This is a genomic window from Butyricimonas sp. Marseille-P2440, from assembly GCF_900091675.1.
Lineage (GTDB): Bacteria > Bacteroidota > Bacteroidia > Bacteroidales > Marinifilaceae > Butyricimonas > Butyricimonas synergistica.
In genome coordinates this window covers 856,094-874,947 of record NZ_LT594610.1, presented here as the reverse complement: position 1 = coordinate 874,947, position 18,854 = coordinate 856,094, and the positions used below count along the sequence as shown (strand labels likewise).

Genomic DNA, 18,854 nt, shown 5'->3' with positions numbered 1-18,854 from the left:
AAGGGAAACGCCCCGATAGTACAGCGTTTCCCCAATATTAAAAATAATTCATAAACAATTAGTACAAATTAAAATCAGATTAAATGGCAAAACCCGCAACATTTGGTAAACGAGAAAACGAAAAGAAAAAACAAGCCCGACGACTTGAAAAACAAAAGAGAAAAGAAGAAAGAAAACAATCCGGTAAAGCGAACGGCTTTGAGGATATGATTGCTTACGTTGATGAAAACGGCAGAATCACAATGACACCCCCGGAAGAAAGAGAACAGGAAACGGAAATAAATCAGGAGGAAATCATGATATCGACTCCTAAACAAGAAAAAGAGGAAACACCCGTTCTCAGGGGGCGCATAGAACATTTCAACACGTCAAAAGGCTATGGTTTTATCAAAGATCTCGCGGGAACAGACAAATATTTTTTCCATGTGAACGATACGTCCACGGCTATTTCTGAAAACGACATTGTTACATTCGACCTCGCACGTGGTAAAAGAGGCATGAACGCAGTCAATATTTGCCTTGAAAACAAATCGGCAAGCTAATGTATGTAATATCCAAGAATATATCCTCCTTTCGAGGAGGATAATTATAACACGATGAATAAATTCAAAACATGAAAAAGAGTAATTTTATCGGTTCCGAGATGAGTTCATCTAATCAATCGTCAGAGAACGTACTGAAAGAGTACAAGAAAAAAGTAGGCAAGGTCATTTATGTTGCCATTAGTGCACGGACAACCATCGAGTTACCGGCTGATCTAACCCAAGAAGAAATAGATACTCGTGTAGAACACTACAAAAAGCTACACCCCTCGAGAATATAATCGAGAGCCCAAAGATTCATCATACGCTAAAAAGATACGTTTTCCGTTCGTCACGGTTAACTGTAGATCATATTGCCTGATAATCGAGACCTTCTATCAACATCTTCTAAACTCCGGGATACAAGAGAAATATTATTTCATTCTTGAACAATTATTACAAACTTTTTTAACGAATGCCCGTAGAAGAAAATGTAAAATTTCTCTTTGCGAAACAAGAATTAAAATTATACATTTGAAGATAAATATTAAGTCAAACATTTAAATTTAAAACACTATGGCAAAAGTAACACTTGCTGGCAACAGCATAAACACGAAAGGTAACTTACCTTCAGTTGGTTCCGTGGCTCCTGATTTCAAATTGGTGAAGACGGATTTGTCTGAATTGACATTAGCCAGCGAAAAGGGCAAACGTGTTGTTCTAAATATTTTCCCGAGTCTTGACACCAGTGTATGTGCAACTTCCGTGCGTACTTTCAATAAATTAGCCGCCGAGATGAAAAACACGGTGGTACTCGCTATTTCCAAAGACCTGCCGTTCGCCCACGCCCGTTTCTGCACGACGGAAGGCATCGACAAGGTAATTCCGCTATCTGCATTCAGAGATCACGCCTTCGGGGAAAAATACGGTGTTGAAATGGTAGACGGACCGTTAGCCGGATTATTAGCTCGTTCGGTAGTTGTTATCGACGAAAACGGAAAGATCATTTACGAGGAACTTGTTCCGGAGATCACTCACGAACCGAATTACGACGCCGCATTGGCAAGTTTGAAGTAAAAAGAAGGGAAGCTAAATGCTTCCCTTTCTTGTTATTTAGCACGCTCTAGTTGAACGGTAAAGTGACGCATTAACGGTGCTTCCCATGTAATCTGGAAACCACGAGTAATCTGCTCACGACGATCAAATACATTTTTCAAAGCAACGGCAATCACATCCATATGATTATTCGTGTACACTCTTCTCGGGATAGCCAGACGGAGAAGATCCAAGCCCCCGAAACGGTTTTCGCGAGTCACCGGATCACGGTCAGCCAAGATATAACCGATCTCGCAACCACGAATACCAGCTTCCAAGTACAATTCCACGGTCAAAGTCTGTGCCGGAAATTCTTCTTTCGGAACATGAGTCAACACTTTCGGAGCATCAATAAACAAGGCATGACCACCGGCAGGACGTTGATAAGGAATTCCGAATTCATCCAAACGTTTTGCCAGATACTCTACTTGTTTGATACGAGTTTCAAGGTTATCGAACTCGGTATTTTCATCCAAACCGATAGCCAAAGCGTTCATATCGCGACCATTCATACCGCCATAAGTCAAGTAACCCTCGAACTGTACGCAGAAACCTTTAGCTCCCTCGAACCAATCCTGGTGACGAGTAGCAATGAAACCTCCCATATTCACGATAGCGTCTTTCTTGGCACTCATCGTCATACCGTCGGCGTTATCAAACATCTCTTTCACAATTTCTTTGATCGTCTTGTCTTGATAACCTTCCTCGCGAGTTTTGATGAAATAAGCATTCTCAGCAAAACGGGCAGAGTCGAACAATACACGTTTGCCATATTTATCAGCGATAGCACGTACTTCCTTGATATTCTTCATGGAAACAGGTTGTCCTCCTGCCGTATTATTCGTAACCGTCACGATAATGAACGGGATTTTGTCAGCGTGTTCAGCCAACACCTTCTCCAATTTCTTCGGATCAAGATTTCCTTTGAACGGCACTTCCAACTGGGTGTCTTTTGCCTCATCGATTGTCACGTCCCAAGCGATAGCCTTACGTCCCTCGATATGCCCTTTCGTGGTATCGAAGTGAGAGTTACCCGGTACGATATCGCCTTCTTTTACCAAATAAGAGAAAAGCACGTTTTCTGCCGCACGTCCCTGATGAGTGGGAATGATGTAATCAAAACCTGTCAAACGGGTAATCATATTTTTCAGATTGAAGAAAGAAGATGCCCCTGCATAACTTTCATCACCCAACATGATGCCAGCCCATTGGCGATCGCTCATGGAACCGGTTCCCGAGTCAGTTAATAAATCGATATACACTTGATCGGCACGCAACTGAAACACGTTATAGTGTGCCTCTTTGATCCATTGTTCTCTCTCTTCACGAGTACTTTTACGAATGGGTTCTACCATTTTGATTTTCCAAGATTCCGCGAAAGGTAATTCCATAATCTTTAAACTTTAAATAGTTAATGATATAAATAAATTATAATATGATCTCAAATAAAATACCCCCGATGTTATCGAGTGAAGTAAAAAATAAGGAGGTACAAAAGACCGCCACCTTTACCGAACGAAGGTGTCGCGCTTCTTGATGTTTAAGAAAAGTTTACTTACTAATATGACGCTCTTGTCTTTCATCGAAGCAAAATTGGGAAAAATAAAAAAAAAGACCAAGAAAATCTTGATCTTTTTTTATTATTTCTTCTTTTTCTTCGCGTTCCGCTTCCGCATCACGTTCCGGCGATTGTCTTCCGCCGTGTAACTATTTTTAGCTTTCTTCACGTGGAAAGCTCCCCCTCCTTGCGGTCGTCCCTGCTGGTACACGATATTGTTCGTCTGCACTTGCTCCTCATCCAACAGCAATTGAGAGATTTCCAGCTTCTCCGGCAAATCCAAAATCTCCACGTTCTGGTTAATCAACCGCTCGATATCAGTAAACCGGTCTTCCTCGATCTCCGACACGAAACTGATAGCCACACCCTCTTTTCCCGCACGAGCAGTACGACCAATACGGTGCACGTACTCCTCCGCCAAAGAAGGGATATCGAAATTAATCACGTGCGACACGTCCTGCACGTCGATACCGCGAGCCGCCACGTCCGAAGCCACCAGAATACGGGTTTCTTCTTCCTTGAAAGCACGCAATGCGTTCAATCGGGTATTCTGCGCCTTGTTCGAGTGTATTACGCTCAACTCTCCTTTCCAGTGATCCGCCAGACGTTCCACGATGCGGTCGGCATTCTTCTTCGTTTCGGTGAATACCATGACTTTCTTGTAAGTATCCTTATCCGCAAGTAAAAGTTTCAACAAATTGATCTTTGTTGAGATATTCGGCACATCATAGCGGAATTGCTCCACGTGTTCAACCGGCGTAGCCTGACGGGCAACCTCTACACGTACCGGATCCTTCAAGAAATCACTTGCCAAACACCCTACAGCCTCGGAAAATGTAGCAGAAAACAACATCGTCTGAAGTTTCTCGGGCAATACCTCGAATATACTTTTCAATTGTGGAAGAAAACCCAAATCCATCAAACGGTCTGCTTCATCCACCACAACTGTTTTAATCATTTTTGTCCGGATGATACCATTATAATATATATCCATGAAACGTCCCGGCGTGGCAACTAATAAATCGACACCCTCAAACACCTTATCCTGTTGTGTCCGTATGTTCGTACCACCATACACGCCCACGCAACGAATATCCATATATTCCGTCAACAACTCAACACTCTCGCACACTTGCACCACCAACTCCCGCGTGGGTACAACAACCAGCGCTCTCGGCACTAACCCTTGCGCGTAATGCAATTTCATCAACATCGGGATCAGGTAAGCCAGCGTCTTCCCCGTACCCGTCTGCGCTATACCAATTAAGTCTTTCCCGGACCGGCTGACCGAGAATACTTCTTCTTGGATAGGTGTCGGATTCTCGAACCCAGCCTCTTCCAACGCCATTAATATCTGCTTACTTATATTCAAGTCTTGAAATCCCATACGTATCTTGTTTAAGTCTATGTACCGCAAAGGTACAAAAAAGTCGTCACTTGACAGAAACAAATTTATTTATAAAATAAATTGTATCTAAATATCACAAATATTTCTCTCACAATCAGCAGGATATAAAGAAACACTTTTGAAACAAAAAGCAACGAAAACGATTTCTGATTTGGTTTTATCAAAATAATGTTCTAAATTTATTGCAGGTAAAACCTCTAAAATTACTACGCTATGACTTATACTATTACTTTTAACGAGTTAAGGAAGATCAAAGACATGTTACCCCACGGAAGTATGCAAACTATTGCAGAGGACTTGGGTATCAGTACTGACACAGTGCGTAACTACTTCGGAGCCGATAATTATGACAACGGAGGTTCTAGTGCCGGAATTCACGTGGAGCAAGGACCGGACGGAGGGTTGGTAGTCTTGGATGACACAGCCATTCTAGATAAGGCGAAAGAGCTCCTGAACGTGTAACAAAAAAAATTTAGTACCGGGAATAGTCGAAAAAACGTTCCCGGTATTTTTTTACCGCTTTTTTATCTACTTTTGCAACGGCAAATCATGGGATTAACCTGTAACCTGCCAACCTGTAACTTGTAACGTCGCACAGCGACACAAAATAATATGAGCAAAATAGTTCTAAAAGCCGGTAAAGAGAGGTCTTTGTATAGACTTCACCCGTGGGTATTCTCGGGCGCCATCGCCAAAAAAGACAATGACATCCAAGAAGGAGATATTGTGAAAGTATATAACCACGACAACGAGTTCATTGCCATTGGGCATTACCAAATCGGGAGTATTGCCGTGCGTGTACTCAGTTTCAAGGAAGAACCTATCGATTACCCTTTTTGGGTAGAACGTATCCGCCAAGCTTACCATACGCGAGTTGCCATCGGGTTGGCAACCTCCCCGAACAACAATGTCTACCGTTTGATACACGGCGAGGGGGATGACCTTTCCGGGTTGATCGTGGATTATTACGCCGGGGTTGCCGTGGTACAATTCCACACCGTGGGAATGTACAGAGTGAGAGAGGAAATCGCCAAAGCCATCCTTGAAGTTATGGGCGACAAGATCATCGCCATATATGACAAATCGGAAGGTACCCTCCCCTATAAGGCGGGTCTGAATCCCGAGAACGGTTACTTGTACGGACATACCGACAACTTCACTGCTATTGAAAATGGTCTGAAATTCAACGTGGACTGGCTGGAAGGACAAAAGACCGGATTCTTCATCGACCAACGGGAAAACCGTAGCCTCTTGGAACAATACGCCCGGGAAAAAAATGTCCTCAATATGTTCTGTTACACGGGAGGATTCTCCTTCTACGCCATGCGCGGCGGAGCAAAACTCGTTCACTCGGTAGACGCCTCGGCACGAGCCATCGAGTTAACCAACCAAAACGTGGAATTGAACTTTCCGAACGACACTCGGCACGAGGCTTTCGTGGAAGATGCCTTTAAATTCCTTGAACAATCGTACAATAAATACGATCTCATCATCCTTGATCCCCCGGCATTCGCCAAACACCAGAAAGTATTGGACAACGCCATCCAAGGATACAAGAAACTCAACCGTAAAGGTATTGAAGTCGTGAAACCGGGCGGTATTATCTTCACCTTCTCTTGTTCACAAGTGATGACCAAAGACCTGTTCCGTCAAACCGTATTCACGGCAGCAGCAAACACTGGACGCAAGGTCAAGATACTGCACCAATTGACTCAACCTGCCGATCACCCGATCAGCATCTATCACCCCGAAGGGGAGTATTTAAAGGGATTAGTATTGTACGTGGAATAAAAAATAGGGAGCTATTTTAAGCTCCCTTTCTATTTTAATATAAACTCTTTGCTACCTTTATCACCTCTTCTGCCAATTGATTGGCGGCAGCTTCGTCTTTCGATTCGGAATAAATGCGGATGATCGGCTCTGTGTTTGATTTCCGCAGGTGTACCCACCCGTCTTTAAAATCAATCTTCACACCGTCGATATCCGTGATCTCTTCCGAGGCGTATTTTTGCTTCAATCCTTCCAGAATCTTGTCAACATTCATTTCAGGAGAAAGCGTCAGCTTATTCTTCGAGATAAAATATTGCGGGTAAGTGGCTTTCAATGCAGTCATGCTCTTCCCTTCCGCCACGAAATGAGAAAGGAACAAACCGACACCCACCAAAGCATCACGACCGTAATGGCTTTCCGGGTAGATCACGCCTCCGTTACCTTCCCCCCCAATCACGGTATTTGTTTCTTTCATCTTGGTTACCACGTTTACCTCACCCACGGCAGCAGCACAATATTTCTGACCGTGAGCCAACGTCACGTCACGCAATGCACGAGACGAAGAAAGATTGGATACCGTGTTTCCCGGCGTGTGTTTCAACACGTAATCGGCAACAGCAACTAAGGTGTATTCCTCTACAAACATCTCCCCGTTCTCGCAAACCAAAGCAAGACGATCCACGTCCGGGTCAACCACGATACCAAGGTCTGCGCCACACTCCTTAATCTTTTCAGAAATCTGGGTCAAGTTCTCCGGTATTGGTTCCGGGTTATGCGCAAAGCATCCCGTCGGTTCGCAATTCAATTCAACGATCTCTTTCACTCCCAATGCTTTCAACAAAGCAGGAATGACAGTTCCTCCCACGGAATTTACCGCATCAACCACGACTTTCAAGTTAGCTTTGGCAATAGCTTCCCGGTTTACCAACTTCAAATCCAACACATGTTGGATATGGTAATCCGTGTAATCTTTGCGAGTAATCGTACCCAAATCATCCACTTCGGCATACTTGAAAGATTCCTGTTCTGCCATTTGAAGCACTTGTGCCCCATCTTCGGCGGACAAGAACTCACCGCAGTTATTCAGTAACTTCAAAGCATTCCATTGCTTCGGGTTATGACTAGCGGTCAAAATAATTCCCCCGTCAGCACCTTCTGCTGTAACGGCAATCTCTGTTGTCGGCGTGGTTGCCAAACCGATATTCACCACGTCATGTCCCAAACCGGACAAAGTAGCTTCTACCAGCTTCGCGTACATATCTCCCGAAATTCGAGCATCACGTCCTAACACGATCTTCGCCCTTTCCTTCCCGGCTCCGATTTTCAGCCACGTAGCATAAGCAGATACAAATTTCACAATATCCAGAGGCGTGAGGTTATCTCCCGGGCGACCACCAACCGTTCCTCTGATACCGGATATAGATTTTATTAAAGTCATCGTAAAGCAATTGAAAATTGAAAATTGAAAATTGAAAATGCGCAATGCATATCCAATCCGACTTTCAATCGTTAAATCATTAAATCAGGAAATAAAAAAGAACTGTATCCATTACCCCAAAGAGATAACGCATACAGTTCCCGTCTTATCAAATAAAATTAGATAGATGCCTTATAAGCGTCAGCGCTCAACAAACCGTCTAATTGTGACTCATCACCAACTTTTACTTTGATAATCCAACCTTTTCCGTAAGGATCTTTGTTTACCAAGTCGGGTTGGTCTTCCAATTCAGAGTTAAACTCCAAAACCTCTCCGGCAACAGGCATATACAAGTCAGAAACAGTCTTTACAGCCTCGATACTTCCGAAAGTATCACCAGCTTCCAGTTCATCACCTTCTGTTTCAACTTCAACAAATACAATATCGCCTAATTGACTTTGTGCATAGTCAGTAATTCCAACATATGCTTCTTCACCCTCAACACGAATCCATTCGTGTTCTTTAGTGTACTTTAATTCTGCAGGTACGTTCATTATCTTATAAGTTAATTTAAATTTGACAATTATTGTAAGCCACAAATATAAGCAAAAATTTAAACTCCAATAACAGAAACTCAAATTTTAGAGATGATTTATCGTTTTTGTTATTAATTCTTTCATTTTCAACAAGAATCTCCCGTATCCCTTTGCCTGCAAGCGTTCCGGGAACCCATCAACTTTAATTAAAACGCATTTTTTTTCTATTTTTCGGTAGCAAAATATTGCACAATAAGAAAAACTACCTATCTTTGCACCGCAATTGAGAACAACAGCGGTTGTTTGATGCAAAAAAAGGTTCGGTAGTTCAGCTGGTTAGAATACATGCCTGTCACGCATGGGGTCGCGGGTTCGAGTCCCGTCCGAACCGCCTTTTTGGGGAAACATTTTGGTCTGGTAGTTCAGCTGGTTAGAATACATGCCTGTCACGCATGGGGTCGCGGGTTCGAGTCCCGTCCAGACCGCAAAACTCCTGTTAATCTTGATTAGCGGGAGTTTTGTTTTTACATTCGGTTTACTGTTTTAAAACACGTTCTCGTAATCGACGGGGAAAAGCCGAGTTATTTTTTGAGTATCCTCTCCAAGTAAGTAATGTCCAGCAAATTCACCGTTTCAAAATAGCCTTTATAGAACACTCCCCAATTATTGAAAACACAAGGTAATTCCTTCGCTTTTTGTAGTGAATCCACTTGAATTAAAGATGCCGGAATGCAATACATTTCACAGTATTGCTTTATTATCTCCATTTTTTGATAGATATATGGGCATTGCATATCATAATAGATAGTTAGTTCTTTGCTCTCTATCTTCTGTTTCTTGGCATTAGGAGCGAACTTTGGTGTTGTCCCATCAAAAGAAAGCGCAAGCAATTCATACCCGTTATCGGTAGTATCGACGACCTCGAAGCCAAACTTCTTCGCGAATGTCTGGTCGGAAAGCCAAGATTTTTGCTTTTTCGCTCCGAGCATACAAACGCCGGATTTACCTTTTTCTTTAGCATCAGCCAAACAATACTCCATCAGTGATTTCCCATACCCTTTTCCTTTGTCACTCCCGGCAACCCACAAGCAATACAGATAATAATAATTATCACCGATCACAGGAACCCAAGCTGTTTCAAGAGGAGCATATTCAATAAAAACCGTGGCTTTTGCGTTTAACTTTCTGAAAACATGACCTTCATTCAGCCGATCTGAAAGCCATTGCCGTTTTGCCTCGATACCTTGATGAGCCTTTTTACTGCGGATAATACAGCATAAATGCTCGGTGGCAAGGTTTTCTGTTGTTAAGTTTACAAAATCAGTATTCATGTGCACTCTCCCTCCAAACTTAGATATTCAACCGATTGTAATCGCATTATTCTATTCAAGCACAAATGTAATGAATTTAAATCAATTCTTTAAAGAATCTCGTTCAGACCACAACACAAAACTGAAAGAGATAACAGTGCGGTATTCCCGTACAAAGAATACCGACACTGTTTGAAAGCTAGAAATTCGCTTTACGTTTCTTCACCTCGTCCACGAGTTTTGAAAAAGATTTATCTCTTTTACGTTTTTCATGTTCCGAAGTAGAGAAGTGCCACGCTTCCCGGCGAAGTTTCAAGTAACTCTCGTAAACTTTACGATCCAGCACCCCGCTGTTCACCGCTTCTAGAACGGCACAACCCGGCTCGTTAATATGCTCGCAGTCCCTGAAACGACACGAGCCTGCATAATCGGAAACATCCAGTACTTCTGCAAGTGAACCGGGCTCATCAATAGCCAAGCCAAACTCCCGGACACCCGGGGTGTCTATCAAAACACCCGCCCCGTCCATCAACACCATTTCCCGGCGGGTCGACGTGTGCCGACCTTTTCCCGTGGAAAGGCTCGTGTCGGACGTGAGCAATACCGATTTCTCGCAAAGCGCATTGACCAAAGAACTTTTCCCAACACCCGAAGAACCAACAAACACAACCGTTTCACCTTCCGATATGAATTCTCGCAACTGAAAAATTGTCTGCGGCTGATGAATACTCGTGAAAAACACGGGCACCTGACAGGCAATGTGTTTCATCTGTTCCTCAATTTTGAGCCTGTCAAAACTTAAATCGGCTTTATTAAGCACTAACACGGGATGGATACTTTCTTCCAATACCTGAACCATAAAACGTTCTGCCCGACGGACATTGAAGTTATCATCCAGACTTTGCACGATAAATGCCTTATCAACATAGGAAGCGATGGCTTGCTTATCGGCAACCGTCCCGCTCTTCTTGCGATACAGCGCCCGTTCTCGGGGTAACATATCGACGATAATTCCTTTATTCTCGTCGAATGATTGAAAAATGACCCAATCTCCTGTACAGGGTAATTCGAAATCCGATTTCCCATACATCATATTTCCCGTTAGTTCACACTGCAACAGCCCGTTCTCGGAAATAACCTCGTAACACGTCCGGTGTACGATGGATACACGACCACGGGCGAGAGTGCTGTACGCGGATGCCTGTTTCAGTTGGTTTAAATTGTCATTCCAACCATAAATATTCAAATCAATCATAGCTCTACCTTTTTCGCGATAAAAAATACATAGCCGTAGAATTCTTTATACTTGCGGTACAATTCTTCTTCACGAGGTTGAAGTGCCATGAATTCTTCGGCAGCTTTATTCCCTGCATATTTATCAAGGAATATCTCCCGGGCTGCTTCTTTTCGAGCGAAATAATGCTCTGTCCAGCAATTTTCCGGTAGAATAAAAGTAGCAACGGGAATATATCCCGCTTTCTGTATCCGGGCGACTTGATTGGGGATTGTATCTATTTCGGGATACGCGTCCATCCAGTAATCGTTGATTTCCGCGGGGCGTTCGTCCGTAAACCACGAACTTTCAGAAATGGCAATATACCCGCCTGTTTTCAAATACTTGCGCCACTCGTTCAGTCCCCGTTCAAAACCGATATTATAAATAGCCCCTTCCGACCAGATCAGGTCTAATTCCTCATCCTGAAAAGGAAGATTATCCATCGAACCGACAATACCTTTCATCCTGTCCTGCAAGCCTAGCCGTCCTGCATTACGGTTGAAAATATCGACAAAGCTGGGGAACAAGTCAATGCCCGTAATACTTCCCGGAGCGTGCTGAGCCAATACCATTGTTTGCCCGCCTGTCCCGCAACCGATGTCAGCGATAAGGGATTTGTCGATAAGGTTATCTATAAAACTCAATGCCCGGATTGTCACTTCGGGACTACCAGGTCCCTGACGTTCCATGTTGGAAAAAAACTCGCATATTAAATTAAAATCGAATTCATGAATTGTTTTATTTTTATCACTCATGATCTATACATATAGGACATACACGTGAAAGTATAACACTTGCTTTCATCGCTGTATGCGGATTAAAAACTAAAAATTATAACAATATAAAAATTACTCCCGGTAAGAATCATCCGAGAGCGAGCAAAGGTACCATCCATACAAGAAATACAAATGGTTTACTACACCAAATCCGATTTAAGTGTTGTTTTTAACATACGGCAAAGATACACAATAATTTATTAGACAGAAAATATATCGCCCAATAAAATAATCATTATAAGAATCAATCGTCAACTTATTTAGCCCTAACTTAGTATAAACTACAAATTTATTATTACCTTTACACCATGAACAGCGTGAGCTTATTCTGATCTTTATCGAAATGTATTTTGTTCGGACACACGACGTCCGATTGGTGTTCATCGTTGAAACAGACCAGTATAGCTTTCTTTTGTTTTAGTAAATAATAGTCCCGGAAGTTTGGTTGACAAACTAAAAAGGACACATGTTAAATATCAACGATGTGTGAAATGAAATCATTTTTTATCGGTAAGTACGAGATCAAATTACCTATTATACAAGGTGGTATGGGTGTCGGTGTATCATTGAACGGACTGGCTTCCGCCGTGGCTAATGAAGGCGGAGTCGGTGTTATCTCGGCAGCGGGATTAGGACTCCTTTACCCTCAATTCAAAGGGAATTATTTAGAAAAATGCATCTTCGGACTCCGGGAAGAACTCCGGAAAGCCCGGGAAAAAACATATGGTGTTATCGGCGTGAATATCATGGTCGCGTTATCGAATTTCTCGGATATGGTGAAAACGGCTATTGCCGAGAAAGCTGACGTGATCTTTGCGGGCGCCGGACTTCCGCTGAACCTGCCCTCTTTCCTCACGAAAGATAGCAAGACGATGCTGGTACCTATCGTATCCTCGTCACGTGCGGCGAAGCTGATCTGCGAGAAATGGTTGACAAACTACAACTATCTCCCCGACGCGCTCGTAGTGGAAGGTCCAAAAGCGGGCGGACACCTAGGGTTCAAGAAGGAACAGATCGAGGACGAGAACTACTCTCTCGAACATTTAATCCCGGAAGTAGTAGAAGTAGCGAAAAGCTACGCCGAACAAAAAAACATCCCGGTAATTGCCGCGGGAGGTATTTCCACGGGTAAAGACATCGCCCGTTTCCTGAAACTCGGTGCCTCGGCTGCACAAATGGGTTCCATCTTCGTGCCGACGGAAGAATGTGATGCTTCTACCGAGTTCAAGGAAGTGTACATCCACTCGGGAGAAAAAGACGTTCGCATCATCCAAAGCCCGGTAGGAATGCCCGGTCGTGCTTTTGACGGGGAATTTATCCAATCGGTTGCCGAGGGTAAAAAGAAGCCGCAATCCTGTCCATTCCATTGCATCAAGACCTGCGATTATACCAAAAGCCCTTATTGTATTATCAAAGCGCTTTACAACGCCGCCATCGGAAACCTCAAGGAAGGTTACGCCTTTGCCGGTCAGAATGCTTATCTGGCGAACAAGATCAGTAGCGTGAAAGAAGTCATAGCGAAACTCAAGGCTGATTTCCTAGCCTTCAGCTAACGTTTCCCGACGAATATACACTTAATTCCCCTCGTACAACTAAAAACCTGAACGAGGGGAATTATTTATTTCGGCAACATCAAGGGAAAACCCGGGGTAATCCCGGGCTTGAAAGAGTGCATTTTCCTGACTTTTTTACCATAGTGATAACTTTTCTCAAAGATAGTAGACCTACCTTTGCAGCCGAAAATAAAAAAACGAATAGATTATGATGCAGGATAGTATTGATTTCGGGACGATGAACATACCCAAGTTATTTCGTAAAATGTTTATTCCTACTTTGTTAGGCATGGTACTTTCGGCTACCATCACAATCATCGACGGGATATTCGTCGGGCGGGGTGTCGGGAGCGACGCACTGGCGGCGGTAAATATCGTGGCACCGTTCTTCATGCTATCGACGGGGATCGGTCTGATGTTTGGCGTGGGAGCTTCTATCGTGGCTTCCATTCACCTCGCTCACAACAAAATAAAAGTTGCAAGCATAAACGTCACGCAAGCATTCACCGTGTCGTTGAGTCTTACCGTCTTGCTGTGCGCCCTGGTCATGACCTTCAGAACAAACGTGGCTTACCTGCTCGGGAGTTCTGATATGTTGCTTCCTCTCGTGCTGGAATACATGAACTGGATTGTACCTTTCCTTGCCTGCAATATGCTCCTCGGCGTGGGACTATTCATCATTCGCCTCGACGGCTCGCCGACATTCGCCATGTTGTGTAGTGCCATACCTGCCGCAATAAACCTCGTGCTGGACTACATCTTTGTCTTTCCGTTGGGCTGGGGATTGGCCGGAGCCGCCATGGCCTCCGTGATCTCGGTTGTTGCCGGGAGCATCATGATATTGGTTTACCTGCTCAAGTACAATAAAGTCCTATACCTATACCGCCCGAAATTCTCCTTGAAAAGCATTCGGCTAACCACAAGGAATATCGGGTACATGATAAAATTGGGTTTCTCGGCATTCCTCAATGAGGCAGCCATTGCCTGCATGATGCTCGTCGGCAACTACGTGTTCATCCATTACCTCGGCGAGGACGGCGTGGCTGCTTATAGCGTGGCGTGTTACTGGTTCCCTATCGTGTTTATGGTCAACAACGCCATCGCACAATCCACGCAACCCATCATCAGCTACAACTATGGTGCGGGACAGTGGCTACGGGTGAAACAAGCCTTCCGCCTATCCCTGAAATTTGCCATCACGTGTGGTGCTCTGGCTTGTCTTGTGACTATCGTGCTGTGCCCGGCTGTGGTATCCCTGTTTCTCGGGAGCACGGGAAACGCACGGGAAATCGCCATACAGGGCATCCCCTACTTCGCCCTCGGTTTCTTGTTTTTCGCACTCAATATCGTCTGCATCGGGTACTACCAGAGCCTCGAGAAATTCAAACAAGCGACCTTCTTCACGGTACTCCGGGGAATCGTCCTCATATCCGTGTGTTTCGTGTGCCTCCCGTTCGTTTTGGGCACAAAAGGGATATGGCTTGCCGTACCTTTCGCGGAATTGATTACCTTTGTATGTATAGTATCTTACTATTTACGACAACACTTTAAAGGATGAAGGACATCACTTTTCAGAAAATAATGAGCCGTTTGTCCGCTTCCGAGCAAGAGATCCAAACACTGCTGGAAAACGCGGAGAAGCAATCGTTCACCCACAAGGACATCATTGTACACGAGGGAGAAACGAACAGCAACCTCTATATCATCACTCAAGGTGTATGGCGTGCCTTCACGTTCAAGGACGGTTCGGAGGTCACCCTATGGTTCGCGTCCGAAGGTGAAATAGCTTTCTCCACGTGGGGGTACGCCGCAAATATTCCTTCCCGCCTGAACCTTGAAGTCGTGACGGACAGCGAAGCCTATTGCCTGACAAAAAGTAAACTGGAAGAATTATACAATTCATCCCTGCAATTAGCAAATTTGGGTCGCAAGATACTTGAAAACTTTATGTTGGAAGTCGAAGTATCCTGGTTGGATTCCTATAACCGTACAGCATTCGAACGTTACGTCATACTCCTGCAAAAACAACCGGAAATCATTCAAACCATCCCATTGAAGCACATTGCATCCTACCTGGGGATCACCGCCCAATCCCTTAGCCGGATCAGGGCTCAACTGGCTCGACTAACGTCGATTTAGGGAATCCACTCCACAACCCCCGTCACCGGGTGTTCTTTTCGCCATGCCATGAAATCCGGGTATGTACGTACACCATCCCGGAGGACTGCCTGGTAATACTCCACGCCCATGATATTCTCGCCATCGGGAGTGGCGTATTTCAATGACAAGATTGTCTCCCGAGTTTCCGGGGTCAAGACCTCCGAGATTCGTTCCGCCATCCGCTCGAAATAACCGTCATAGCAGGAACCGCCCAAAATGTGTATCATATCGATTTGCCACAATTCTCCGTCACGGTCAAGATAATAAGCGTGCCACTCGACACAACACTCATCCGTGTCCAACAAGTCTGCAAACTCGATCCGCTTTATTGCCGGATGCTCTGCCAACCTTGCCATAGCGGCAAAATCATCGGCGAGCACCACCGGGTTGGAATACACGTGAAAATCAATGTCCCGATGTTTCACCAACAACCCCGTTTTCAACGAACCGACCAAACGAGGCTCCACCCCTGCCGACCGCCAAATATCCTCGACTCCCGTGTCTGTTATAATCTCCCACGCCCTATTCTGGTTGCGAAACGCCAATTCTTCAACACGATTTGCACTCATATATTCCATCAACTTTTATCTTTCATCTCCCCTCTCCGCACAATCCTCACACAATCCTTTCAACACGTAATTAATACTCTCCAATGTGAAATGTATGGGTAATTCCACGGTAGGCACGTGTATTTTCCGGAGGCAAAACGTTTTGTGGCAATTGCGGCAATAAAAATGAGCGTGCAGGTCATCAATTGAACAGGTACACTCGTTACTACACACGGAATATTTCAGCGAACCGGAACCATCGTCAATACAATGGATCAAATGATGATCCAAAAAGAGATTGATTGTCCGGAAGATCGTAGACTTATCTACCGTATCCAACTCGTCCTCAAGGTCAAGCAAACTAAATGCCCGAGAGAATTGAAGCATACCTTTCAAGATCAGCAAGCGCATCGCGGTCGGCTTGATACCTCGCCTTTCCAATTTCTCTAAATAATCCGTTTCTTCCATATCCTTTATTTTACCTGTATCCTTATCGCGTTGAGTATCGCCAATAAAGCTACTCCAACATCAGCAAAAACGGCTTCCCACATGGTGGCAACACCCAATGCCCCGAGTAGCAATACAATCAGTTTTACCCCGAATGCCAACACGATATTCTGCCATACCACCCGGCGGGTAGCCCGTCCTATCCCTATCGCCGTTGCGATCTTGCTCGGCTGGTCAGTCTGTATCACTACATCAGCAATCTCTACCGCGGCATCGCTCCCTAGTCCACCCATGGCTATTCCCACGTCCGCCAAGGCAAGCACGGGGGCATCGTTAATTCCGTCTCCCACGAACGCCACCTTCCTGCCCGGTCCCGTCTTCAACTCTTCCAGCCTCGCCACCTTATCCGCCGGGAGCAGATCGCCATACGCTTTGTCAATACCCAAACTTTCCGCTAATTTAGTAACAATTGCTTGTTTATCTCCCGATAGTATCTCAATATTATCAATATTTAAACTTTTCAATGCGGCGACAGCGTTCGCCGCATCCTCTTTCGGGGCATCCGCCAACAGCAGGTATCCCGCGTATATCCCACCCACGGCACAGGCAACCACCGTCTCCGGCACATTCGCCAACCCCACGGGATAAACCACCCCGTTCGTGTCCAGCAAACGGGTATTCCCCACCAGCACTTCCTTACCGCCCACGTCGGCTTTCAACCCGTGACCCGGCAACTCTGTCACACCGGACAAAGAACGGGGCTCAATCCCCGCGGCACGGACATAGCGGACAACCGCCTTCGCCACGGGATGCGTACTATTCTCCTCCACTGCCGCCATGATACCCAACACTTCGTCACGTTCGAATCCTTTGTTGGCGTGCGCCTCCCGCACCTCGAACTCACCCCGCGTAAGAGTACCCGTCTTGTCAAACACCACGGTATTCACCCGTGTAATCGCGTCAAGATAATTCCCACCCTTGAACAGAATCCCATGACGAGATGCCACCCCGATCCCCCCGAAATACCCCAACGGGATACTTACCACCAGGGCGCAAGGACATGAAATCACGAGAAACACAAGGGCACGATACAACCAATCGTTGAAGACAAAACCAAATTCCGGTTGAAGTAACGAATAAACAAAAGGCAACAGCACGATCAATACCGCCAGCCCCGTCACCACGGGCGTGTACACCCGGGCAAAACGGCGAATAAACAATTCTGTCGGAGCCTTCCGTTCCGTGGCATCCTGCACCATTTCCAACACGCGCGCCAGCTCGCTCCGGTTGTAAGGGCGTATCCCCCGAACCCGAACCCCCCGGTCGACGACAATCGTTCCCGCCAGCACCGTTTCCCCCTCCCGGATATCCCGAAGCAAACTCTCGCCCGTCAATGCCGACGTGTTAAACGCTGCCATACCCTCCAACATCACCCCATCCAACGGCACCCGCTCGCCTGCCTTCACCTCGATCGTTTCACCAACCCGCACATTCGCCGGGATTTCTGTCATCGCACACCCTTCCCGTATAACCGTGGCAATCTCGGGACGCACGTCCAACAATGCCTTCACGCGGGAACGAGCACGTTCCACCGCCGCATCCTGGAACTTCTCGCCAACAGAATAAAACAACATCACTGCCACCCCTTCCGGGTATTCCCCGATATAAAAAGCCCCGAGAGCCGCCACACTCATCAACATAAACTCGTTAAAATACTCCCGTTGCAATAAGCACTCCACCGCTTCCCGCAACACGGGCACGCCTACAGAAAGAAAAGCCGCCAAGTACCATACCAACCGCACGTATCCATTCCCGAACCACGCTGCATCTCCCCATGCCAAACCGATCCCACCGACCAGCAGGATGAATGACACAATCTCTTTCATGTATTTTTTCATAGCTATTCGTTTTATTTTCGGTAAAGATACTTGGAAAAGGATGCAACTAAATTGCAAAAATAGAACACACGCACTCCCGACACCTTATTATTAGGACCGTTCGCACGCGTGTTCCCCGAGTTGACACTCTGTATCCGATTGAAAACGCTTGCGCGTCAGTGTCCTTCCCTGCTCTCGACGATCTCCGGCATATGTTGTATCGCCCACTCTACCAATGTCTGGATATGAGGCATCAGGCTCTCGCCTGTCGCCGTCAGTTGATACTCCACTCGCGGGGGCACCTCGGCATACACTTTTCTCGACACCAACCCGTCCGCCTCCAACGTCCGCAAAGTCACCGTCAGCATCCGTTGTGAAATATCAGCAATGGCAGCGTGAATATCCCGGAAACGCATCGTTCCGTTCGCTTCCAGTGTTACCAGTACCAGCATTGACCATTTGTCCCCCAGTCGACTCAACACGTCGCGAATGGGGCAATTACCTGTCGCATGAAATTTTATCATTTTTTTTACTTCCATATCCCGTTTAATATCAACATTACTAACATCCGTGTAACTATCTTATCCCGAGGTACGTTCTTG

General features: G+C 45.5%; 19 protein-coding genes and 2 tRNA genes. 10 read left to right on the top strand and 11 right to left on the bottom strand.

Annotated elements, in window-relative coordinates; translation table 11 throughout:
- The first annotated feature begins 83 nt into the window (after nucleotides 1-83).
- The 3 genes from BN8899_RS14665 to tpx all read left to right on the top strand — a co-directional run bounded on the left by BN8899_RS14665 (nucleotide 84) and on the right by tpx (nucleotide 1,598).
- Nucleotides 84-542: a cold-shock protein gene (locus BN8899_RS14665; protein ID WP_065219968.1), complete on the top strand. Its 459-nt coding sequence runs from the start codon at nucleotides 84-86 to the stop codon at nucleotides 540-542.
- A 71-nt stretch (nucleotides 543-613) separates the two neighbouring features.
- On the top strand, nucleotides 614-823 hold the full coding sequence (locus tag BN8899_RS14660; RefSeq protein ID WP_018336814.1) for a hypothetical protein: 210 nt from the start codon (nucleotides 614-616) through the stop codon (nucleotides 821-823).
- A 274-nt stretch (nucleotides 824-1,097) separates the two neighbouring features.
- A complete protein-coding gene (tpx, locus tag BN8899_RS14655) occupies nucleotides 1,098-1,598 on the top strand; it encodes a thiol peroxidase (protein ID WP_018336815.1) in 501 nt (166 codons plus the stop codon).
- A 32-nt stretch (nucleotides 1,599-1,630) separates the two neighbouring features.
- On the opposite strand, the gene BN8899_RS14650 is transcribed toward tpx, so the two are convergent.
- Both BN8899_RS14650 and BN8899_RS14645 read right to left on the bottom strand, forming a co-directional pair.
- Nucleotides 1,631-3,007 carry a tryptophanase gene (locus BN8899_RS14650; protein ID WP_018336816.1) on the bottom strand — a complete coding sequence of 459 codons (1,377 nt, stop codon included), beginning with the start codon at nucleotides 3,005-3,007 and terminating at the stop codon, nucleotides 1,631-1,633.
- A gap of 249 nt (nucleotides 3,008-3,256) precedes the next feature.
- A complete protein-coding gene (locus BN8899_RS14645) occupies nucleotides 3,257-4,561 on the bottom strand; it encodes a DEAD/DEAH box helicase (protein WP_018336817.1) in 1,305 nt (434 codons plus the stop codon).
- 234 nt (nucleotides 4,562-4,795) lie between these two features.
- On the opposite strand from BN8899_RS14645, the gene BN8899_RS14640 reads away from it, so the two are divergent.
- Both BN8899_RS14640 and BN8899_RS14635 read left to right on the top strand, forming a co-directional pair.
- Nucleotides 4,796-5,044, top strand: a complete 249-nt coding sequence (locus BN8899_RS14640; RefSeq protein ID WP_018336818.1) for a hypothetical protein — start codon at nucleotides 4,796-4,798, stop codon at nucleotides 5,042-5,044.
- Between the two features lie 150 nt (nucleotides 5,045-5,194).
- Entirely contained in the window at nucleotides 5,195-6,373 is a 1,179-nt protein-coding gene (locus tag BN8899_RS14635; RefSeq protein ID WP_018336819.1) for a class I SAM-dependent rRNA methyltransferase, read from the top strand.
- 34 nt (nucleotides 6,374-6,407) lie between these two features.
- Here the strand turns inward: BN8899_RS14635 and glmM are convergent, their stop codons facing one another.
- Together glmM and gcvH are read right to left on the bottom strand one after the other, a co-directional pair.
- Nucleotides 6,408-7,790: a phosphoglucosamine mutase gene (gene glmM, locus BN8899_RS14630; protein ID WP_065219967.1), complete on the bottom strand. Its 1,383-nt coding sequence runs from the start codon at nucleotides 7,788-7,790 to the stop codon at nucleotides 6,408-6,410.
- A gap of 158 nt (nucleotides 7,791-7,948) precedes the next feature.
- Nucleotides 7,949-8,323 carry a glycine cleavage system protein GcvH gene (gcvH, locus tag BN8899_RS14625; protein WP_018336821.1) on the bottom strand — a complete coding sequence of 125 codons (375 nt, stop codon included), beginning with the start codon at nucleotides 8,321-8,323 and terminating at the stop codon, nucleotides 7,949-7,951.
- A gap of 299 nt (nucleotides 8,324-8,622) precedes the next feature.
- Here gcvH and BN8899_RS14620 point away from each other — a divergent pair.
- Nucleotides 8,623-8,696 (top strand) — tRNA-Asp (locus BN8899_RS14620).
- A gap of 20 nt (nucleotides 8,697-8,716) precedes the next feature.
- Nucleotides 8,717-8,790: transfer RNA gene (locus BN8899_RS14615), tRNA-Asp, on the top strand.
- A gap of 96 nt (nucleotides 8,791-8,886) precedes the next feature.
- Here BN8899_RS14615 and BN8899_RS14610 read toward each other — a convergent pair.
- The 3 genes from BN8899_RS14610 to BN8899_RS14600 all read right to left on the bottom strand — a co-directional run bounded on the left by BN8899_RS14610 (nucleotide 8,887) and on the right by BN8899_RS14600 (nucleotide 11,646).
- Nucleotides 8,887-9,636, bottom strand: a complete 750-nt coding sequence (locus BN8899_RS14610; protein ID WP_065219966.1) for an N-acetyltransferase — start codon at nucleotides 9,634-9,636, stop codon at nucleotides 8,887-8,889.
- A 178-nt stretch (nucleotides 9,637-9,814) separates the two neighbouring features.
- Nucleotides 9,815-10,870, bottom strand: a complete 1,056-nt coding sequence (gene rsgA / locus BN8899_RS14605) for a ribosome small subunit-dependent GTPase A (RefSeq protein ID WP_065219965.1) — start codon at nucleotides 10,868-10,870, stop codon at nucleotides 9,815-9,817.
- The gene (locus BN8899_RS14600) at nucleotides 10,867-11,646 is read right to left on the bottom strand and encodes a class I SAM-dependent methyltransferase (RefSeq protein WP_018336824.1); all 780 of its coding nucleotides are present in this window, start codon (nucleotides 11,644-11,646) and stop codon (nucleotides 10,867-10,869) included. The genes rsgA and BN8899_RS14600 overlap by 4 nt, the downstream gene beginning before the upstream one ends.
- Nucleotides 11,647-12,158: 512 nt before the next feature.
- Here BN8899_RS14600 and BN8899_RS14595 point away from each other — a divergent pair.
- The 3 genes from BN8899_RS14595 to BN8899_RS14585 all read left to right on the top strand — a co-directional run bounded on the left by BN8899_RS14595 (nucleotide 12,159) and on the right by BN8899_RS14585 (nucleotide 15,359).
- Entirely contained in the window at nucleotides 12,159-13,220 is a 1,062-nt protein-coding gene (locus BN8899_RS14595) for an NAD(P)H-dependent flavin oxidoreductase (RefSeq protein ID WP_018336825.1), read from the top strand.
- A gap of 208 nt (nucleotides 13,221-13,428) precedes the next feature.
- On the top strand, nucleotides 13,429-14,778 hold the full coding sequence (locus BN8899_RS14590) for an MATE family efflux transporter (RefSeq protein ID WP_065219964.1): 1,350 nt from the start codon (nucleotides 13,429-13,431) through the stop codon (nucleotides 14,776-14,778).
- Nucleotides 14,775-15,359, top strand: coding sequence for a Crp/Fnr family transcriptional regulator (locus BN8899_RS14585; protein ID WP_018336827.1), 585 nt, complete (start codon nucleotides 14,775-14,777; stop codon nucleotides 15,357-15,359). The genes BN8899_RS14590 and BN8899_RS14585 overlap by 4 nt, the downstream gene beginning before the upstream one ends.
- Here the strand turns inward: BN8899_RS14585 and BN8899_RS14580 are convergent.
- The 4 genes from BN8899_RS14580 to BN8899_RS14565 form a co-directional block, all read right to left on the bottom strand.
- On the bottom strand, nucleotides 15,356-15,958 hold the full coding sequence (locus BN8899_RS14580) for a hypothetical protein (protein WP_082987073.1): 603 nt from the start codon (nucleotides 15,956-15,958) through the stop codon (nucleotides 15,356-15,358). The two genes, BN8899_RS14585 and BN8899_RS14580, sit on opposite strands and share 4 nt — an antisense overlap.
- Nucleotides 15,959-15,964: 6 nt before the next feature.
- Nucleotides 15,965-16,396 carry a Fur family transcriptional regulator gene (locus BN8899_RS14575; protein ID WP_065219963.1) on the bottom strand — a complete coding sequence of 144 codons (432 nt, stop codon included), beginning with the start codon at nucleotides 16,394-16,396 and terminating at the stop codon, nucleotides 15,965-15,967.
- A gap of 5 nt (nucleotides 16,397-16,401) precedes the next feature.
- Nucleotides 16,402-18,273: a heavy metal translocating P-type ATPase gene (locus BN8899_RS14570; protein ID WP_148375454.1), complete on the bottom strand. Its 1,872-nt coding sequence runs from the start codon at nucleotides 18,271-18,273 to the stop codon at nucleotides 16,402-16,404.
- A 155-nt stretch (nucleotides 18,274-18,428) separates the two neighbouring features.
- Entirely contained in the window at nucleotides 18,429-18,776 is a 348-nt protein-coding gene (locus BN8899_RS14565; protein ID WP_026207327.1) for a winged helix-turn-helix transcriptional regulator, read from the bottom strand.
- Nucleotides 18,777-18,854 lie beyond the last annotated feature (78 nt).